At 61.9% G+C, this 16128-nt stretch carries 15 protein-coding genes; 12 read left to right on the top strand and 3 right to left on the bottom strand.

Going from position 1 to position 16128, the window contains the following annotated elements; all coding sequences use genetic code 11:
• Positions 1–10: 10 nt before the first annotated feature.
• From nifK to WIF35_RS00630, 10 genes are all read left to right on the top strand, one after another.
• On the top strand, positions 11–1579 hold the full coding sequence (gene nifK, locus WIF35_RS00675) for a nitrogenase molybdenum-iron protein subunit beta (protein ID WP_412479638.1): 1569 nt from the start codon (positions 11–13) through the stop codon (positions 1577–1579).
• Positions 1580–1663: 84 nt separating this feature from the next.
• Positions 1664–1888 (top strand): putative nitrogen fixation protein NifT, encoded by a 225-nt coding sequence (gene nifT / locus WIF35_RS00670; protein WP_119492522.1) that lies wholly within the window; start codon positions 1664–1666, stop codon positions 1886–1888.
• 66 nt (positions 1889–1954) lie between these two features.
• Positions 1955–2146 carry a 4Fe-4S binding protein gene (locus WIF35_RS00665; RefSeq protein ID WP_153150724.1) on the top strand — a complete coding sequence of 64 codons (192 nt, stop codon included), beginning with the start codon at positions 1955–1957 and terminating at the stop codon, positions 2144–2146.
• Between the two features lie 131 nt (positions 2147–2277).
• Entirely contained in the window at positions 2278–3009 is a 732-nt protein-coding gene (locus WIF35_RS00660; RefSeq protein WP_412479637.1) for a dinitrogenase iron-molybdenum cofactor biosynthesis protein, read from the top strand.
• Entirely contained in the window at positions 3006–3272 is a 267-nt protein-coding gene (locus WIF35_RS00655) for a DUF6129 family protein (protein ID WP_412479636.1), read from the top strand. Before WIF35_RS00660 ends, WIF35_RS00655 begins: the two co-directional genes overlap by 4 nt.
• A complete protein-coding gene (locus WIF35_RS00650) occupies positions 3259–4020 on the top strand; it encodes a 4Fe4S-binding leucine-rich repeat protein (RefSeq protein ID WP_412479635.1) in 762 nt (253 codons plus the stop codon). Before WIF35_RS00655 ends, WIF35_RS00650 begins: the two co-directional genes overlap by 14 nt.
• Before the next feature lie 15 nt (positions 4021–4035).
• The gene (locus WIF35_RS00645; RefSeq protein ID WP_412479634.1) at positions 4036–5004 is read left to right on the top strand and encodes a hypothetical protein; all 969 of its coding nucleotides are present in this window, start codon (positions 4036–4038) and stop codon (positions 5002–5004) included.
• Between the two features lie 262 nt (positions 5005–5266).
• A complete protein-coding gene (locus WIF35_RS00640; RefSeq protein ID WP_412479633.1) occupies positions 5267–6034 on the top strand; it encodes a substrate-binding periplasmic protein in 768 nt (255 codons plus the stop codon).
• A 49-nt stretch (positions 6035–6083) separates the two neighbouring features.
• Complete coding sequence (locus WIF35_RS00635) at positions 6084–8057, top strand: response regulator (protein ID WP_412479632.1); 1974 nt, start codon at positions 6084–6086, stop codon at positions 8055–8057.
• A 176-nt stretch (positions 8058–8233) separates the two neighbouring features.
• Entirely contained in the window at positions 8234–9415 is a 1182-nt protein-coding gene (locus WIF35_RS00630; RefSeq protein WP_412479631.1) for a GGDEF domain-containing protein, read from the top strand.
• Here the strand turns inward: WIF35_RS00630 and WIF35_RS00625 are convergent.
• A complete protein-coding gene (locus WIF35_RS00625; protein ID WP_412479630.1) occupies positions 9405–10328 on the bottom strand; it encodes a LysR substrate-binding domain-containing protein in 924 nt (307 codons plus the stop codon). The two genes, WIF35_RS00630 and WIF35_RS00625, sit on opposite strands and share 11 nt — an antisense overlap.
• Positions 10329–10425: 97 nt before the next feature.
• Here WIF35_RS00625 and WIF35_RS00620 point away from each other — a divergent pair, with 97 nt between their 5' ends.
• Entirely contained in the window at positions 10426–11202 is a 777-nt protein-coding gene (locus tag WIF35_RS00620; protein ID WP_412479629.1) for a ferredoxin--NADP reductase, read from the top strand.
• Between the two features lie 123 nt (positions 11203–11325).
• Here WIF35_RS00620 and WIF35_RS00615 read toward each other — a convergent pair whose 3' ends face one another.
• The gene (locus WIF35_RS00615) at positions 11326–12669 is read right to left on the bottom strand and encodes a flavodoxin family protein (RefSeq protein ID WP_412479628.1); all 1344 of its coding nucleotides are present in this window, start codon (positions 12667–12669) and stop codon (positions 11326–11328) included.
• Between the two features lie 303 nt (positions 12670–12972).
• Here WIF35_RS00615 and nifE point away from each other — a divergent pair, with 303 nt between their 5' ends.
• Positions 12973–14373, top strand: coding sequence for a nitrogenase iron-molybdenum cofactor biosynthesis protein NifE (gene nifE / locus WIF35_RS00610; RefSeq protein ID WP_412479627.1), 1401 nt, complete (start codon positions 12973–12975; stop codon positions 14371–14373).
• 79 nt (positions 14374–14452) lie between these two features.
• Here the strand turns inward: nifE and WIF35_RS00605 are convergent, their stop codons facing one another.
• Positions 14453–16087 (bottom strand): methyl-accepting chemotaxis protein, encoded by a 1635-nt coding sequence (locus tag WIF35_RS00605; RefSeq protein ID WP_412479626.1) that lies wholly within the window; start codon positions 16085–16087, stop codon positions 14453–14455.
• Positions 16088–16128: the final 41 nt, after the last annotated feature.

Genomic DNA, 16128 nt, shown 5'->3' with positions numbered 1-16128 from the left:
GGAGATAGCAATGCAAACTGCCGAGAAAATCAAGCCCTGTTATCCGCTGTTCCGCGACGATGACTACAAGAAGAACCTGGCCGAAAAGCGCCAGCAATTCGAGGAAGGTCACGGCGCCGACAAGGTCTTCGAAACCTTCATGTGGACCACCACCAAGGAATACCAGGACCTCAACTTCCAACGCGAAGCCCTGACCGTCGATCCGGCCAAGGCCTGTCAGCCGCTCGGCGCCGTCCTCTGCGCCACCGGCTACCACAAGACCCTGCCCTACGTGCATGGTTCGCAAGGCTGCGTCGCCTACTTCCGCACCTACTTCAACCGTCACTTCAAGGAACCGTGCTCCTGCGTTTCCGACTCGATGACGGAAGATGCCGCGGTGTTCGGCGGCCAGAAGAACATGTTCGACGGCCTGGAAAACGCCAAGGCCATCTACAAGCCGGACATGATCGCCGTGTCGACCACCTGCATGGCCGAAGTTATCGGTGACGACTTGAACGCCTTCATCAACAACGCCAAGAAGGCCGGTCACATTCCGCAAGAGTATCCGGTTCCCTTCGCCCATACCCCGTCCTTCGTCGGTTCGCACACCACCGGTTGGGACAACATGGAAGAAGGCATCCTGCGCTACTTCACGCTGAACGACATGGAAGGCAAGAAGGCCGGCAGCAAGCAGACCATCAACCTGGTCCCGGGCTTCGAAACCTACCTCGGCAACTACCGCGTCATCAAGCGCATGCTGACCGAGATGGGCGTCGGCTACACCATGCTCTCCGACCCGACCGATGTCTTCGACACCCCGGCCGACGGCGAATTCCGCATGTACGCCGGTGGCACGACGATGGAAGAGGTCAAGGATGCGCCGAACGCCATCACCACCATCATGCTGCAACCGTACCAGCTGGAAAAGACCAAGAAGTTCGTCGAAACCACCTGGAGCCACGACGTGCCCAAGCTGGACATCCCGATGGGCGTGGAATGGACCGACAACTTCCTGATGAAGGTCTCCGAGCTGACCGGCAAGCCGATCCCGGCCTCGCTGGAACTGGAACGCGGCCGCTGCATGGACTTGATCTCCGACAGCCACGCCTGGCTGCACGGCAAGAAGTTCGCGCTCTACGGCGACCCGGACTTCGTCATGGGCATGGTCAAGATCCTGCTGGAAGTTGGCGCCGAGCCGACCCACATCCTCTCCCACAACGCCAACAAGCGTTGGGGCAAGGCTGTCCAGAAGCTGCTCGACTCCAGCCCCTTCGGCGTCAATGGCAAGGTCTACGTCGGCAACGACCTGTGGCACATGCGCTCCCTGTGCTTCACCGACAAGCCCGATTTCCTGATCGGCAACTCGTACGGCAAGTACATCCAGCGCGACACCCGCCACAAGGGTGAAGAGTTCGAAGTTCCGCTGATCCGCATCGGCTTCCCGATCTTCGACCGTCACCACATGCACCGTGCCACCACGCTGGGCTACGAAGGCATGATGTCCGTGGTCACCCAACTGACGAACGCTGTCCTTGAGCAACTCGACAAGGAAACGATCGGCATGGGCACCACCGACTACAACTTCGACCTGGTCCGCTAATCCGGATCACCTGTGCCCCGCCGGTCGGCAACGGCAGCGGGGCACAGGCACGCGAGCGACTTGCTTAACCTAGGGAGAACATAAATGGCCAACATCATGATCCGTCAGGGCGAAAAGGGATTGACCTTTTATCTCCCGAAGCGCGACCTGGAAGCCTCCATCGAGTCCATCGAATTCGACACCCCGGAAAAATGGGGTGGCGAGCTGAAGCTGGACAACGGTGGTTCCTACTACATCGATCCGATCGCCAAGCCGCCTCGTCTGCCGATTTCCCTGCGCGCCAAGCGCCTCGGCGCCGCCGAGGACTGAGTTTCGTCAAACCCTACCCGCCAAGCCAGCCGATTAGCCAGCGACCGCGGATGAAAGGAGAGCATCATGGCAATGAAGATTGATCCCGACATGTGCACGGCCTGTGGCGACTGCAAGCCGGTCTGCCCGACCAAGTCGATCAGTTCCGGCAAAATCTTCTACAAGATCGACGCCGCCACCTGTACGGAATGCGACGGCCACAACGATTCCCCGTTGTGCGTCGACGTCTGCCCGTCCGGCTGCATCAGCCCGGCCTGATCGTTTTGCCCGTCAGGCCGGTTCCCAGTCCGGCCTGACCTCCGTTGCATCGAACCAGCTTCTTGAGCCGAGTATCGGCCGACGGTTTTGCCGTGCCGATTTTCCGCTGAAGACGCTGCCAGGAGCCCATCATGTCGCCCTCACCCATTGCCTCCCGCGAAGCTGCACTGCGCATCGCGCTCGCCGCCCGCGCCCTGAACGGTCTCGATATCAAGGCCTTCGCCGGCGCCTTGCTGGAAAAGCTCGAAGGCCCGCTGACCGAAGCCAAGCTCAGCAAGCTGACGGTCGAAGACCTGCGCGTCATCCTGGCCGGCGATTTCGCCGAGCAGGGCTGCCACGTCGGCGTCGAAGCCGAACAGCTCAAGGAAGCCGTCCGCCTGCTCTGGGGCCAGGGCATCGAACATGACGACTTCCCGGTCATCGAAGCCTACGCCGATGGCGAAATGCCCGGCTCGATCCGCGTCGCCGTCGCCGCCAATCGTGGCGAAAACCTCGACGGCCACTTCGGCTCCTGCGACCGTTTCCTGGTCTATCAGGTCGGCCAGCAGGCAATCAAGCTGATCGACGTGCGCAGCACGGCCGAAGCCGACGGTGCCGAAGACAAGAACGCCGCGCGTTCCGAACTGATCGGCGATTGCCAGATCGTCTATATCCAGTCGATCGGCGGCCCGGCCGCGGCCAAGGTGGTGCGTGCCGGCGTGCATCCGATCAAGAAGCCGTCCGGCGGTCCGGCCCGCGAAGCGCTGGCCGAACTGCAGAGCCGGCTCTCCTGCCCGCCGCCCTGGCTGGCGCAAATCATGGGCGTGCCTTCCGCCTCCCTCGCCCGCTTTGAGGAGGGTCTGGAGGAGGAGGAATCGGCATGATTTCCTCGAACCAGATTGCTCAGGTTGGCGAAGCCGTGTTGCTCGATGCCCGTGCTGGCGCGCTGCGCCAGCGCTTTCCCGACCTGCATTTCAGCGAATGCAGCGAAGACGACGTATCGCCGCGCTACAAGCCGGCGTTCAGCGTCACCGGCTTCGAGCTCTACCTGATCACCGGCGCCAGCGGCCATTGCCTGGAGCTGACCAACGACCCCGCTATCGCCACCGGCATTCTCGTTGCCAGCAAGGTCGATGACGACGAGTGAACACTCCCCTGCGGAAGCCGGCGTCGGTCGCCTGGGGTTGTGCTCCGGGTGCAGCTACTACCCGGAATTCGTCAAGGCCTACCGTTGCACGCCGGGCGATGCCTGCATCCGTGCCCATAGTGGCCGGCAGATCGACCGTTTCCTGCGCAACAACCCGGAACAGGCTGAGAAATACCTCGACGACCTGTTCTGGGAGCGGCGCGCCATCGCCGCCCGCTATGCTGCGGTGGACAGCATTTTTCGCCTGAAATCCGACCCCGACGAAGTGGTACGGCGCGTTGTCGCCACCCGCCTGCCCGTCGAGCAACTCGACAGCATGATCGGCGACCCGGACCGCGAAGTGCGCCTGTCCGTCGCCACCCGCCTGCCCGAGCCCCTGCTCGTGCGCCTGATTGACGATAAGGACTACCTGATCCGCGCCACCGTCGCCCGTCGCCTGCCGCACGGGCAGCTTTCGAAGCTGGCCAAGGACAGCGAGCGCGAGGTACGCAAGGTGGTTGCCTCCCGCCTGCCCCCCTTCGCCCTGCACATGCTGGCCAACGATCCCGAACCCGAAGTGCGTGCCATCGTTGCCGAACGCGCCCTGCCCGGCCTTGCCGCCACCTTGTTGCAGGACGAGGAATGGTGGGTACGTCTGGCTGCCGTGGCCAATGCCCCGCTCGAATTTTTGCCTCCGCTGACCGAAGACCCCGAGGTCGAAGTCCGCGAGGCAGTCATCGCCCGCCTGGCGGAATCAACGACCGCCTGACCCTGAGGAAACATCATGAAAGAAGCCCTGGCTTGGTCTGAATACTGCAAAACGCTCGCGCCGGCAATTGTCGAAACCTGCGCCAAGACCACCGTCAGCGCCGGGCCTTCCGGGCTGACCAAGGCACTCTCAGCCGCCATCGAGGAATGGAAGTTCCGCCATGCCTTCGCCCGCGGCGGCTGGTATCGCCTGGGCGGCATCGTCGATGCCGACGGCCAGCGCGTTACCGACAACCTGGAAAGCTGGGTGGAAAACGAACTGGATGCCCGCGACGGCGACATGGGCCAACTGGCCGACGATTACGCCGACAAAACGCTCTACGCCACCCAACTGGTCGGCCAGACGCACTACCTGATCGCCCCCGAGGGCGAGGATCACGCCGACTTCCTGCAACTCGAAATCGAGGACTTGCAGGAAACCCGTTCGCACCAGCTTTTCGCCAACGACCCGGCCAGCATCGAAGAGCTGATCGACCCGCGCGAAGGCAAGGACAACCCGCAACCGCTCGGTCTGCCCTTCTATACCTTCCGCCGCATCCAGCACATCGGTGCCTTCCTGCAGCGCATGCTGGCGCAGAAGCCCGACCCCGCGCCCATCCACCGTATGATCGACGACTGGGGCAAGAGCAGTGCCGGCAACACCAGTGCCTTCTACAACCACTGGGTGATCGCCACCCGGGAGCACCTGGACCGCTACCACCAGCCCGTCTTCCGCGCCCAGCCGATCCCCACGCTGGCCGGCGAACCGCCAGAGTTCGAGACCGAGCCCGGCACCAGCGGCCTGGACCTGCAGAAGGCGCTGACCCAGTTCGACCGTGCGGTCGGCTATCCGATGGCCTGGTACTTCCACATGCTCACCACCAAGGCCGTGCCGCACTGGGTGGCGCAGACCGTGGTCGAGGACTCGCTCGGCGGCCTCGCCTACCTGCCGCAGAAGGATGTGGAAGTCATCCGCAGCTGGCTGCACCGCCCCTACGCCGTCTGATTACTTGCCGTCGGCGAGAGACCGGCGCCAAAGCGCCGGTTTTTGTTTGCTCTGGTTTTTGCCTGTTTCAGGCAGTGGACCGCAGCAGTCAGCCTGCAGGTTTTCCCAACAATGACAATGGCTTAGAAAGCGCTTGTTGCTGGCGTGTCGTAACAATTCATAAGATAATTCACGTTTGCAAATCCAGCGTAGTTTGCATTTTTACAAATTACATTCACCATGCTTCTGCTTTAGGCGATGCATGCAAATCAGGGGAACAACGATGTTTCGCATGTTCATCGCCGGCATGCTGATGTTGGCGACGACGTCGATTTGGCCGGCCAACGCAGGGGCTGGCGAATCATTCCGGGTCGGGGTCAATCACAACGACCGACCTTTCTGCATGGTGGACGAACGCGGTGAATTGACCGGTTTCTCGGTCGAGGTGGCACGCGCCATCTGCAAGGCGATGCGCGCCGATTGCCGACTGGTGACGACCAACTTTGCCGACTTCCTGCCCTCGATTCAGGATGGTCGTCTCGATTTCGTCGTGGCCAACGTGCTGCGAACCGCTGAACGGGAAAAACTGGTCGATTTCAGCAAACCCTTCTGGCGATCGGCCTCCATGTTCATCGGCAAACCCGGTGTACTGAAAGATCTGAGCGCTGCTTCGCTCAAAGGCAAGCGCATTGCCGTACACCGCGGCTCGGTACAGGAAAAATACCTGCGCGAAAACTACGCCGACAGCCTAAGCATTCAGTCCTTCCCCACCAATATCGAGCGCAACGCTGCCTTGGTTCAGGGGCAAGCCGACTTGGCTTTCGGCTCGACCGTCAGCCATTTCGCCTTCCTGACCACGCCGGAAGGCGTCGGCTTCGATTTCATCGGCCAGCCGCTGGACGGCGAAGGCCTCGGCGGCGGCGTCGCCATTCCGTTGCTCAAGGGGCGCCCGGAACTGCGCCAGCGTCTGGACACCGCCATCGACACGATCGTTGCCGACGGCACCTTCGCCCGCATCAGTCGAAAGTATTTCGGCGCCAGCATGTTCTGACCGCTTGATGGCGAACGAAGCGCTTCCTCAACCCGTTTCCCGCTGGCGGATGTCCCGCCTCTTCGGCTTCGGCCTCGTGGCCGTCTTCGCCGTCGCCGTCGTCTTGAGTTGGCGCCATATCCACGACCTGAGCGCCATTCGCGAACTGGCGCGCGAGACACGTAGCGAAGCCCTGCCGAAAGTCATCGCCCGCCAGGAAATCGCCCGCGATATCGGGCAGTTGATCGTCCTCGGCGAAGAATTGCTGGCCGCCAACGAAGCCGTCGATCGCCGGCGCCACCTGCTGGCCGCCAAGACGCTGGTCTTCAACGAACCGGAACTGCGGGACGACTCGGCCATTTCGGCCACCGTCGGCCTGGCCTTGCGCTTCCTGGCCGATTTCGCCGTCAGTGATGCTGCCGTCGGCGAAAAAACGAAGACCGAATGGAACGGGCTCAAAGCGCGCCTGCAAGAAGCCATCGATGCCAGTTCGGACAGCGCCCGCCTGCTCACCCAGCAACGCCTTGAGGCAGTCGAAGGACTGACCCGCGAAATCGACTTCATGCAGCGCCTGTCCTTCGCCGGCTTCGTGATCCTCCTGGGCTTGGCCGCCTGGCTGGTCCGCCGCGGCATCGTGCGACCACTTGAGAACGCAACCGAACTGTTGGCAGCCGCAACGCGTGGCGAGGCGCTACCGGCGCACGGTCGCAGCCGCATCGCCGAAGTGGATGCCATGCTGGTCGCCGCCGACTCGCTGATCCATTCAGCCCGTTTGCTGGCGGATGAACGGGAAAGATCCATTCGTGACCGCATCGCCGCGGCAGAAGAATACGCCCATCAACTCGAAGAAAAGGTCGCCGAGCGCACCGCCGAACTGGCCGTGGCGCGCGACCATGCGGAGCGTATGGCCCAGGCCAAAAGCGAGTTCCTCGCGCACATGAGCCACGAAATTCGCACCCCGCTCAATGGCATTACCGGCATGGCCCACCTGATCCGCAAAGGCGGCCTCACGCCTGAACAGATCAAACGCATGGATGCGCTCCTGGCATCGGGCCAACACCTGCTGAACGTGATCAATTCAATTCTTGAACTCTCCAAGATCGAAGCCGGCAAATTCACGCTGGAAGAAACCGGCGTCCGGGTCGATAGCGTGATCGCCAACGTCGCTTCCATCATCAGCGATCTGCTCCACACCAAGCCGGTCGAACTGCGCACGGAAGTCGAAGCGCTACCGCACCATCTGCTCGGCGACCCGACGCGCATCCAGCAAGCCTTGCTCAATTACGCCGGAAACGCCGTCAAATTCACCGACACCGGCAGCATCACGTTGCGCGTACGTGCGCTCGAGGAAGATGCCGCCAGCGCCCTGATTCGCTTCGAAGTGGCAGATACCGGCATCGGCATCGCGGCCGATGCCCTGGCCAGGCTCTTCAGCGCCTTCGAGCAGGCCGACAACACATCGACACGCAAACACGGCGGTACCGGCCTGGGTCTGACGATTACCAAAAAGATCGCCCATGCCATGGGCGGCGATGCCGGTGCCGAAAGTACGCCCGGCATGGGCAGCACCTTCTGGTTCACCGTACGGCTCAAGAAGGGGATCGGCGAGACCGCACCGGCTGGTAACGGCAAACCGGCCTGGGCAGAAGAAACCCTGAAGCGCGACTTCCTCGGCACCCGCATCCTGTTGGTCGAAGACGAGCCGATCAACCGCGAAATCGCCGAAGCGATACTGAGTGAAGTCGACCTGACGGTCGACCTGGCGGAAGACGGCCAGGCTGCCGTCGATGCCGCCAAAGCCAACGACTACGCCCTGATCCTGATGGACATGCAGATGCCGATCATGGATGGCCTGACAGCCACGCGGCAGATTCGCCAGCTACCGCGATACCGCCAGACCCCCATCATCGCCATGACGGCGAACGCCTTCGCCGAAGACAAGGCACGCTGCTTCGATGCCGGCATGGACGACTTCATCGCCAAGCCGGTGCAACCGGAAAAACTCTTCGCCACGCTGCTGAACTGGCTTTCGCGGGAACATTGACCTGAACTTTCCAGGACTCTCAGCGGTCTTGGTTTTTACCCATTTTCATCGGTGCACCGCAGACATGCGCAGTTCCACTCCGGCCAGGCCTTCCACTGACAATCTCTCCCCGCCCAGTGCTGTGCGAGTATCATCCCTGCGAATATCCAAACGGCAATCGAAAGAACCGATAACCGATGCATAGCCCAACGCTACTCATCCTGTTGGTCATTCTGCTGGGCATCATGGCGCTCAGCCAGATTGCCGCCTGCATCCTGAGTCCGAGGATGCGCACGGCACTGATGTATTGGGCCGGTGCCAACCTGTTTGCCCTCTTGTCGTCGCTCAATCTGCTGCTGAGAGACACTCAACCTGGTTCAACAGAGGTTCTCACCGCCCAGGCCAGCCAATTCCTGATCGCCTATCTGATGCTGATGGGGACCCGCTGTTTTGCCGGCCTCAAGCCTTGGCCTATCCGATACGGAATTTCACTGCTGCTGATCCATGTCGGCACTGCCACAGCCTTCACCCTTGTCTTGCCGAGCGTGGCGTGGCGCATCATTGGCTCCAGCCTGATCATCGGTACCCTGCTGGTGCTCTGTGCCCGCACCATCGCCCGAGGTCCCATTCGCGAATATCCGGCCCGCTATTTCTTCGCTTTCGCCTGCGGCCTGCATGCCTTGTTCGTCTTTACCCGCATCGCCGTGGTCAGCCGTTCCCCAGAACTGGCTGTCGAACTGACCCACAGCACGACCGTACCGCCACTGATGGTTCTGGAAGCGATCATTTTCCTGGTCACCACGGCCATTTCAACCTTGATGCTGGTGAACGAAACCGTCACCACCGAGCTCAGGCGCCTGGCAGATATCGACCATCTGACGGCGACCTTCAACCGGCGATCCTTTCTTTCTTTGCTGAACAAAGCCATCGGTACGGCCGAGCGGACAAACACCTGCCTTTCCGTCCTGGTCATCGACCTGGATCATTTCAAGGAAATCAACGATTCCCACGGCCACCGGATCGGCGATGAAGCGCTCGCCCACTTTGCCAAAACGGCGACCGCTTGCCTGCGCAACGAAGATATCCTGGGACGTATTGGCGGAGAAGAATTCGCGGTATTTCTTCCCAATGCCGCCATCGCCGATGCGCATGCCATCGCCGAGAGACTGCGTCAGCACCTGCTGGCTGAGCCCTTGCCCATTCCTCACCGATCGATCCCGCTGACGGTCAGCATCGGCGTAGCCCAGTATCACGCGCAGGAATCGATCGAAAGCCTGCTGCATCGGGCCGACAAAGCCATGTATCGAGCGAAGGAGAGCGGGCGGAATCGCGTCGAATCTTCGCCTTTGCCGCTGGCGCTTCCAGCCGTCACGGAATAAACGGCAGCGACAGATCTGCCGTCCGCCTTGCCCCACCGCGCAAACGCTCGCACATCTGGCGGAAGACCTGTACCGACTTGCCTTCCGAACGCCGGGCGTGACGTACGATGTGGAACTGGCGGCGCAAGTCGAATTGCGGGGTAGCAATCTCGACCAGGCTGCCGCGGCGAAAAGCTTCGCGCAAGGACAGGCGCGACAGACAACTGATCCCAAGATCGGACTCGACAGCGCGTTTGATCGCCTCGGTATGCTCCAGCTCCAGCCGCAAATCGTAACGCCCCAGCGCCGGAGCGACGACACGGTCGAACTGCTGGCGTGTGCCTGAACCCGGCTCGCGCAAGATCCAGCCCTGGCCGGCGAGTGTGGCGTTATCTGCGCTCCCAATTGCCGCCAAGGGATGCGATGGTGCACAAAAAACCACCAGTTCATCCTCCAGCCACGGTTCGACCAGCAATTCGGGATGGCTGATTTCGCCCTCGACTAGCGCCACATCGCAATCGAAGCGCAGCAGGCGCTCGACGATGGCATGCGTGTTGGCCACCTGCAGGCTGACCGGGGAATTGGGGTAATCGCGCATGTAGTCGGCGATGACCAGGGTGCCGAGATAGTTGCCGATGGTCAGCGTGGCGCCGACCTTGAGCGGGGCGAGCTGCCCGCCGGCCAGGTAGGCCTCGACCTCGCGCGCCTGGCCAAGCAGGCTGTCCACCATCGGCAGCACGCCCTGCCCGGTCGCGTTCAGATGCAGCGACTTGCCGATTCGGTCGAACAACGGGCAATCGAACTGCCGCTCCAGCTCGACCAGCGCATTGCTGGCGGCCGATTGCGACATGGCCAGTTGTTCGGCGGCGCGCGAGACATTCTGTTCGCGGGCGATGGCGGCAAAGATTTCGAGTTGGCGTAGCGTCAGCTTCATATCGATTTTTCAAATATGTTTTAGCTAAATTATCCGCTTTATTAAATTACGCAAGCAACTAAACTGACTCCGTCAAAAACACTCGCCATCAAACGCCATGAGCGCCTTCAATACCGAAACCGTCGTTTCCGTCCATCACTGGAACGACAGCTTGTTCACCTTCCGCACCACGCGCGACCAGAGCCTGCGCTTCAGCAATGGCCAGTTCGTCATGATCGGCCTGGAGGTCAACGGCCGGCCATTGATGCGCGCCTACAGCGTGGCCAGCGCCAATTACGAAGAGCACCTGGAGTTCTTCAGCATCAAGGTGCCGGATGGCCCGCTCACCTCGCGCCTGCAACACCTGCAACCCGGCGACAAGCTGCTGGTCAGCCGCAAGCCGACCGGCACGCTGGTCCTGCGCGACCTCAAGCCCGGCAAGCGCCTCTTCCTGTTCGCCACCGGCACCGGCCTCGCCCCCTTCATGAGCCTGATCCACGATCCGGAAACCTACGAGCGCTTCGAGAAGATCATCCTGATCCACGGCGTGCGCTGGACCAACGAACTGGCCTACCACGACTACATCGAGCAGGACCTGAAGGAACACGAATACCTGGGCGATGAGATCCGAGACAAGCTGATCTACTACCCGACGGTGACGCGCGAGCCCTTCCGCAATACCGGCCGCCAGACCGACCTGATCACCTCCGGCAAGCTGTTCCGCGATATCGGCGAAGCGCCGCTCGATCCGGCCACCGACCGCGGCATGATCTGCGGCAGTCCGGCCATGCTGAAGGAAATCTCGACCATGCTCGACACCTACGGCTTCCAGATTTCGCCGCACATCGGCGAAGCCGGCGACTACGTGATCGAACGCGCCTTCGTCGAGCAGTAAGCCCTTAGCATCCGTCAGTCGCCCGCCCCGGTCGAGGCCTTGTTCAGCAAGGCACCCGCCGGGGCGGTTTTTTGCCTTTTTGGCCGGTGCACCGCAGCAGTGATGCCGAGCCCATAACGAGGCTCAGTCGCCAACTTTCTCCGGCTCGGCCAGCGTGACAAACGTCTGTGCGACCAAAGCTTGGCCATCGACACCGTGGCGACGGCCATGCCGCAGCCAGCGCACCCGAGCAACCAGGCGAAATAACCAGGATGGAACCAGGGGGCGCGCCATCAGTTGGATGGCAGCTTCCGGAATTCCCTGCCCCGCCGCCAGCGCCTGACCGGCCAGCCGCAAGGCGCGAATCGGCCGCCGCGCCAGCCAACGCACGGCCGTCAGCGGTCGCCCGTGGATGATTTCACCGCCCCCCAGCGCAAGGCCACCGGCCCAGCCCAAACCGCTTTCACGGGCAAAGTTGCGCAGCAGGCGCATGGCAATGCGGTTATGTACGGCTTCTGGATAACCGCTGTTCAACAGTCCCGCCACCGCGCGCAGAGCGTGGGGCTCTTGCCCAAGCCGTTGGGCGAGCCATTCGAGGGCGCGCGTCACCAGCGCCGGCAGACCGTCCACGTAGAGCGGTGCCGAAATGACCAGCAAATCGGCGTTGAGCATGGTGGATAGCGCCGCATCGGCCATACGTCCCGGTTTGATGAACTGACTGGCGAAGACAAGCGAGACCTCGGCACCGCCTTTCTCCACATCGGCAATCAGGGCGCGCGCCAGCGATTCCGAGGTGCTGCTGCCTTTGGGGCGGGCGCTGCCGATCAGCACGGCGACGGTTTTGACTGGCAGCGCGGCGCTATCCAGCCTACTGTCGGGCTCGCACGCCCGGAAAAGCGCCGCCCGATCTATCGGCGGCAAGGGATCGCTGGCCGTGTCATGCAAACCGGCCAGCAAGGCTGCTTCCGTTTCACCGGCCCAACGCGCATCGTCCAGCGCAACGATCCTGGTCTGAAAGGACGGGGCGAGCAGGTTGATGGCGTTGCCGGCGGTCAATTCTCGGAAGGTATCGGCGGCAGCCTCGTCCGTGCCTTGGCGAACGCCGATGAACAACAAGCGGGCATATCGGCGATAACGCGCCACATGCCGGGTCAGCCCGTCGCGATCGTGGAAGAAGGGCTGCACCATGCCAATCAAGCGATCGACCGCTTTCTTCAACTCGACCGAATAGCCGCCGAACACAATAGGCGTCAGAAAGACGACCAGATCGGCCGCATGCAGCGCCTGCATAATGTCGTTGATGCCATCCTGGGTACGGCAAAGTCCCGGCGTCTTGATCCAGCACTCGAAATCCCCCAGACACGGTGCCAACCGGCTTTCGACCAATGGAAAATACCTGACCTCGGCGCCCGCCCCCGCCGCCACCGAAAGGAGATGTGCGGCCACCGGAAGATTCGATGTCGTACCGTCAAGAATGACCAGTTTCATGGGGAGCAAGCTAGCGGATAGCCGCGTGAAATTGCGATGCGCCATTGTCCATGCTTTGGCCGCGAGCCCCAAGCCGTTGGCATGCGAAATCGACGCTTGCCGGCACTATCCTTTTCGAAACGATTCATTTTTGGCCATTTCCCCAGGTGCACCGCAGCAATGCACGACTTTGCCCAAGGTGGTGCCGTTGTCGCATAAACGACAAAGCCTGGGACGTCTAATCCCCTTTTATTTCAACATCTTGAACAAAAAATACCGTGGCACCGTTCTTGCTGACATCAGTTCAGAACTCAGGAGATGCCCATGAAAGCCAGCGAAATTCAGGCCCTGCTCGACGAACCGGCGTGTAGCCACAACAAGAAGGAAAAGTCCGGCTGCGCGCGGCCCAAGCCCGGCGCGACGGCCGGCGGCTGCTCCTTCGACGGCGCACAGATCGCGCTGTTGCCCATCGCCGATGTCGCCCACATCGTGCATGGCCCCATCGCCTGCGCCGGCTCGTCGTGGGATAACCGCGGCACCCGCTCCTCCGGCCCGACGCTCTACCGCATCGGCATGACCACCGACCTGTCGGAAACCGACGTCGTTATGGGGCGCGGCGAGAAGCGCCTGTTTCATGCCGTCAAGCAGGCCATCGACAGCTATTCGCCGGCCGCCGTCTTCGTTTACAACACCTGCGTCACGGCGCTGATCGGCGACGACGTCGACGCCGTGTGCAAGGCTGCCACCGAGCGCTGGGGTACACCGGTCGTGCCGGTCGACGCCGCCGGCTTCTACGGCACCAAGAACCTCGGCAACCGGCTGGCCGGCGAGTCGATGTTCAAGCACGTCATCGGCACGCGCGAGCCGGAGCCGGCCAAGCCCCGCGCTGACGGCCTGCCGACCTACGACGTCAATCTGATCGGCGAATACAACATCGCCGGCGAGTTCTGGCATGTTGCACCGCTCTTTGACGAGCTCGGCCTGCGCATCCTGTGCACGCTGTCCGGCGATTCCCGCTTCCATGAGGTGCAGACCATGCACCGCGCCAAGGTGAACATGGTGGTCTGCGCAAAGGCGCTGCTCAATGTGGCGCGCAAGATGCAGGACAACTACGGCATTCCGTTCTTCGAAGGCAGCTTCTACGGCGTCGCCGACATGTCGAACGCACTGCGCGATTTCGCCAGGCTGATCGGCGATCCCGACCTGATGGCACGCACCGAAGCCGTGATCGCCCGCGAAGAAGCCAAGTCGCGCGCGCGGCTCGACCCCTGGCGCGAAAAGCTCAACGGCAAGCGCGTGCTGCTCTACACCGGCGGCGTCAAATCGTGGTCCATCGTCTCCGCCCTGCAGGATCTCGGCATGAAAGTGGTCGCCACCGGCACCAAGAAATCGACCGAAGAAGACAAAGCACGTATTCGCGAGTTGATGGGCGACGACACCAAGATGATCGACGACGGCAGCCCCAAGGCGCTGCTCTCGACCTACCGCGAATACAAGGCCGACATCCTGATCGCCGGCGGCCGCAACCTGTACACGGCGCTCAAGGCGCGCATTCCCTTCCTCGACATCAACCAGGAACGCGAATTCGGCTACGAGGGCTACACCGGCATGGAAGAGCTGGCCCGCCAACTGGCGCTGTCGATGAACAGCCCGGTCTGGGAAGCGGTACGCCGCCCGGCCCCGTGGGCCCGGCAGAACGCAGCTGGCCAGGTGCTGGCCGCCTGACGCCGACAGATTTCCCTTCGACAGGAATTGAAAAGGCCGGGCATGCCCGGCCTTCTTTTTTGCCTGCGAGCAGACTGAATCAAGGCAGCTTGAACTGCCCGACCGCCGCCTGCAATTCGTGCGCCAATTGCTGCATTTCCTCGGCCGCACCGGCGTTGCCGGTCATTGTCGCGCTGACTTCCTCGGCCATGCTGGCGATGTGCTCGACATTGGCCGCGATGTCATTGGCCGCCGTACCCTGCTCGCGCGTCGCCTGTGCCACGTCGCGCGCCTTGGCCACCGAATCGTCGGCCTCGCGACGAATCTCGCCCAGGATGTCCGCCACCTCATGCACCTGCGCCATGCTGGCCTGCACCTGCGGCACGGTTTCCTGCATCGTATGAACAACACCGTCGGTTTCGACCTGAACCGACTGCACCGTGGTCGCAATGCGGGTGGTCGCTTCCGAGGTGCGTTCGGCCAGCTTGCGCACCTCGTCGGCCACCACGGCGAAGCCGCGGCCCTGCTCACCAGCGCGCGCCGCTTCGATGGCGGCATTCAAGGCCAGCAGGTTGGTCTGGTCGGCGATTTCCTTGATCACATTGGCCACCGAACCGATCTCGATGGAACGATTCTTCAGTTCCTCGACCTTGGTGGCCGAGGCCGAGATCAGGCGCTCCACCTCCTGCACCTCGGCTGCAGCCTTCTCGACCGCAGCCTGGCCGTGCGTAGCCTTGCTCAGTGTATCGGCTGCCCTTTCCTCGGTCGCCACGGCAATTTCCGACACCTCGTTGATGCTGACCGTCACTTGCTCCAGTGCTGCCGCGCTGGTGATGGTCGCCTGTGCCTGCTCGTGGCTCGCCGTTGCCACCTGCGTCGCCGCCGTAGCGATGTGATGGGCGTGGGAGGTCAGCGAGTCGGCCACCGTGACCATCTTCTTCATCATGCTGACCAGGCCATCCCGCATGTTGGCAACGGCAGCCAGCATACTGTCCGCCTGCGCAGCACCGAGATCAATCGATTGACTCAGGTCGCCTCGGGCGATGGTCTGTACAACGGAAACCGCATAGGTCGGCTCGCCACCCAGTTGCTTCAGGATGCTGCGCGCGACGAACAGGAAAATGAGGACGATAACGATGACGATAGGGATAGCCAGCGCCAGCATGCGCCACGCCTGGCTCCAGAAAGCCGCGCTGACGTCGTCGAGATAGACCCCGGCGCCCAGTACCCAGCCCCACGGGGCAAACAGGTTGGCATAAGACACCTTGGCCACATTGGCACCGCCCGCCGTCTTCGGCCATTCGTAATCCACATAGCCGCCTTCTGCCTGGTTGCGCGCCACATCGACCAGATCGCTCATGAAATAGCGGCCGGTGCTGTCTTTGGTGTCCTTGCCCGACTTGCCCTCAACCTCGGGCTTGCCCGGACTCAGCACATAGTTGTACTCGGTATTCAGGATGAAAACGTAGTTACCACCATTGAAGCGCAACGGCCGCAAGGCGGCGATCGCCTGCTTCTTGGCCTCCTCTTCACTCAGCGCACCTTGTGCCTGCAACTTCTGGAAATACTCCACGGTGGCCTTGGCGCTTTCCGTCACCGAACGAATTTCTGCCCGGCGGTCCTGTTCCATGACCTTCTTCAGGTCAAACAACGCCGTCATGCCGATGGCGATAAAACCGACAATGACGGCAACAAATGCAATAAGCAGGCGACTCTTCAGCGTCAGCGATGACATCCAATATTCCCCTTGAGAAAATTCACCATTGGTAAATTTAT

The organism is Azonexus sp. IMCC34839 (assembly GCF_047047955.1).
Lineage (GTDB): Bacteria > Pseudomonadota > Gammaproteobacteria > Burkholderiales > Rhodocyclaceae > Azonexus.
The sequence above is the reverse complement of the archived record's forward strand: the minus strand, read 5'-3'. Positions and strand labels throughout refer to the sequence as shown.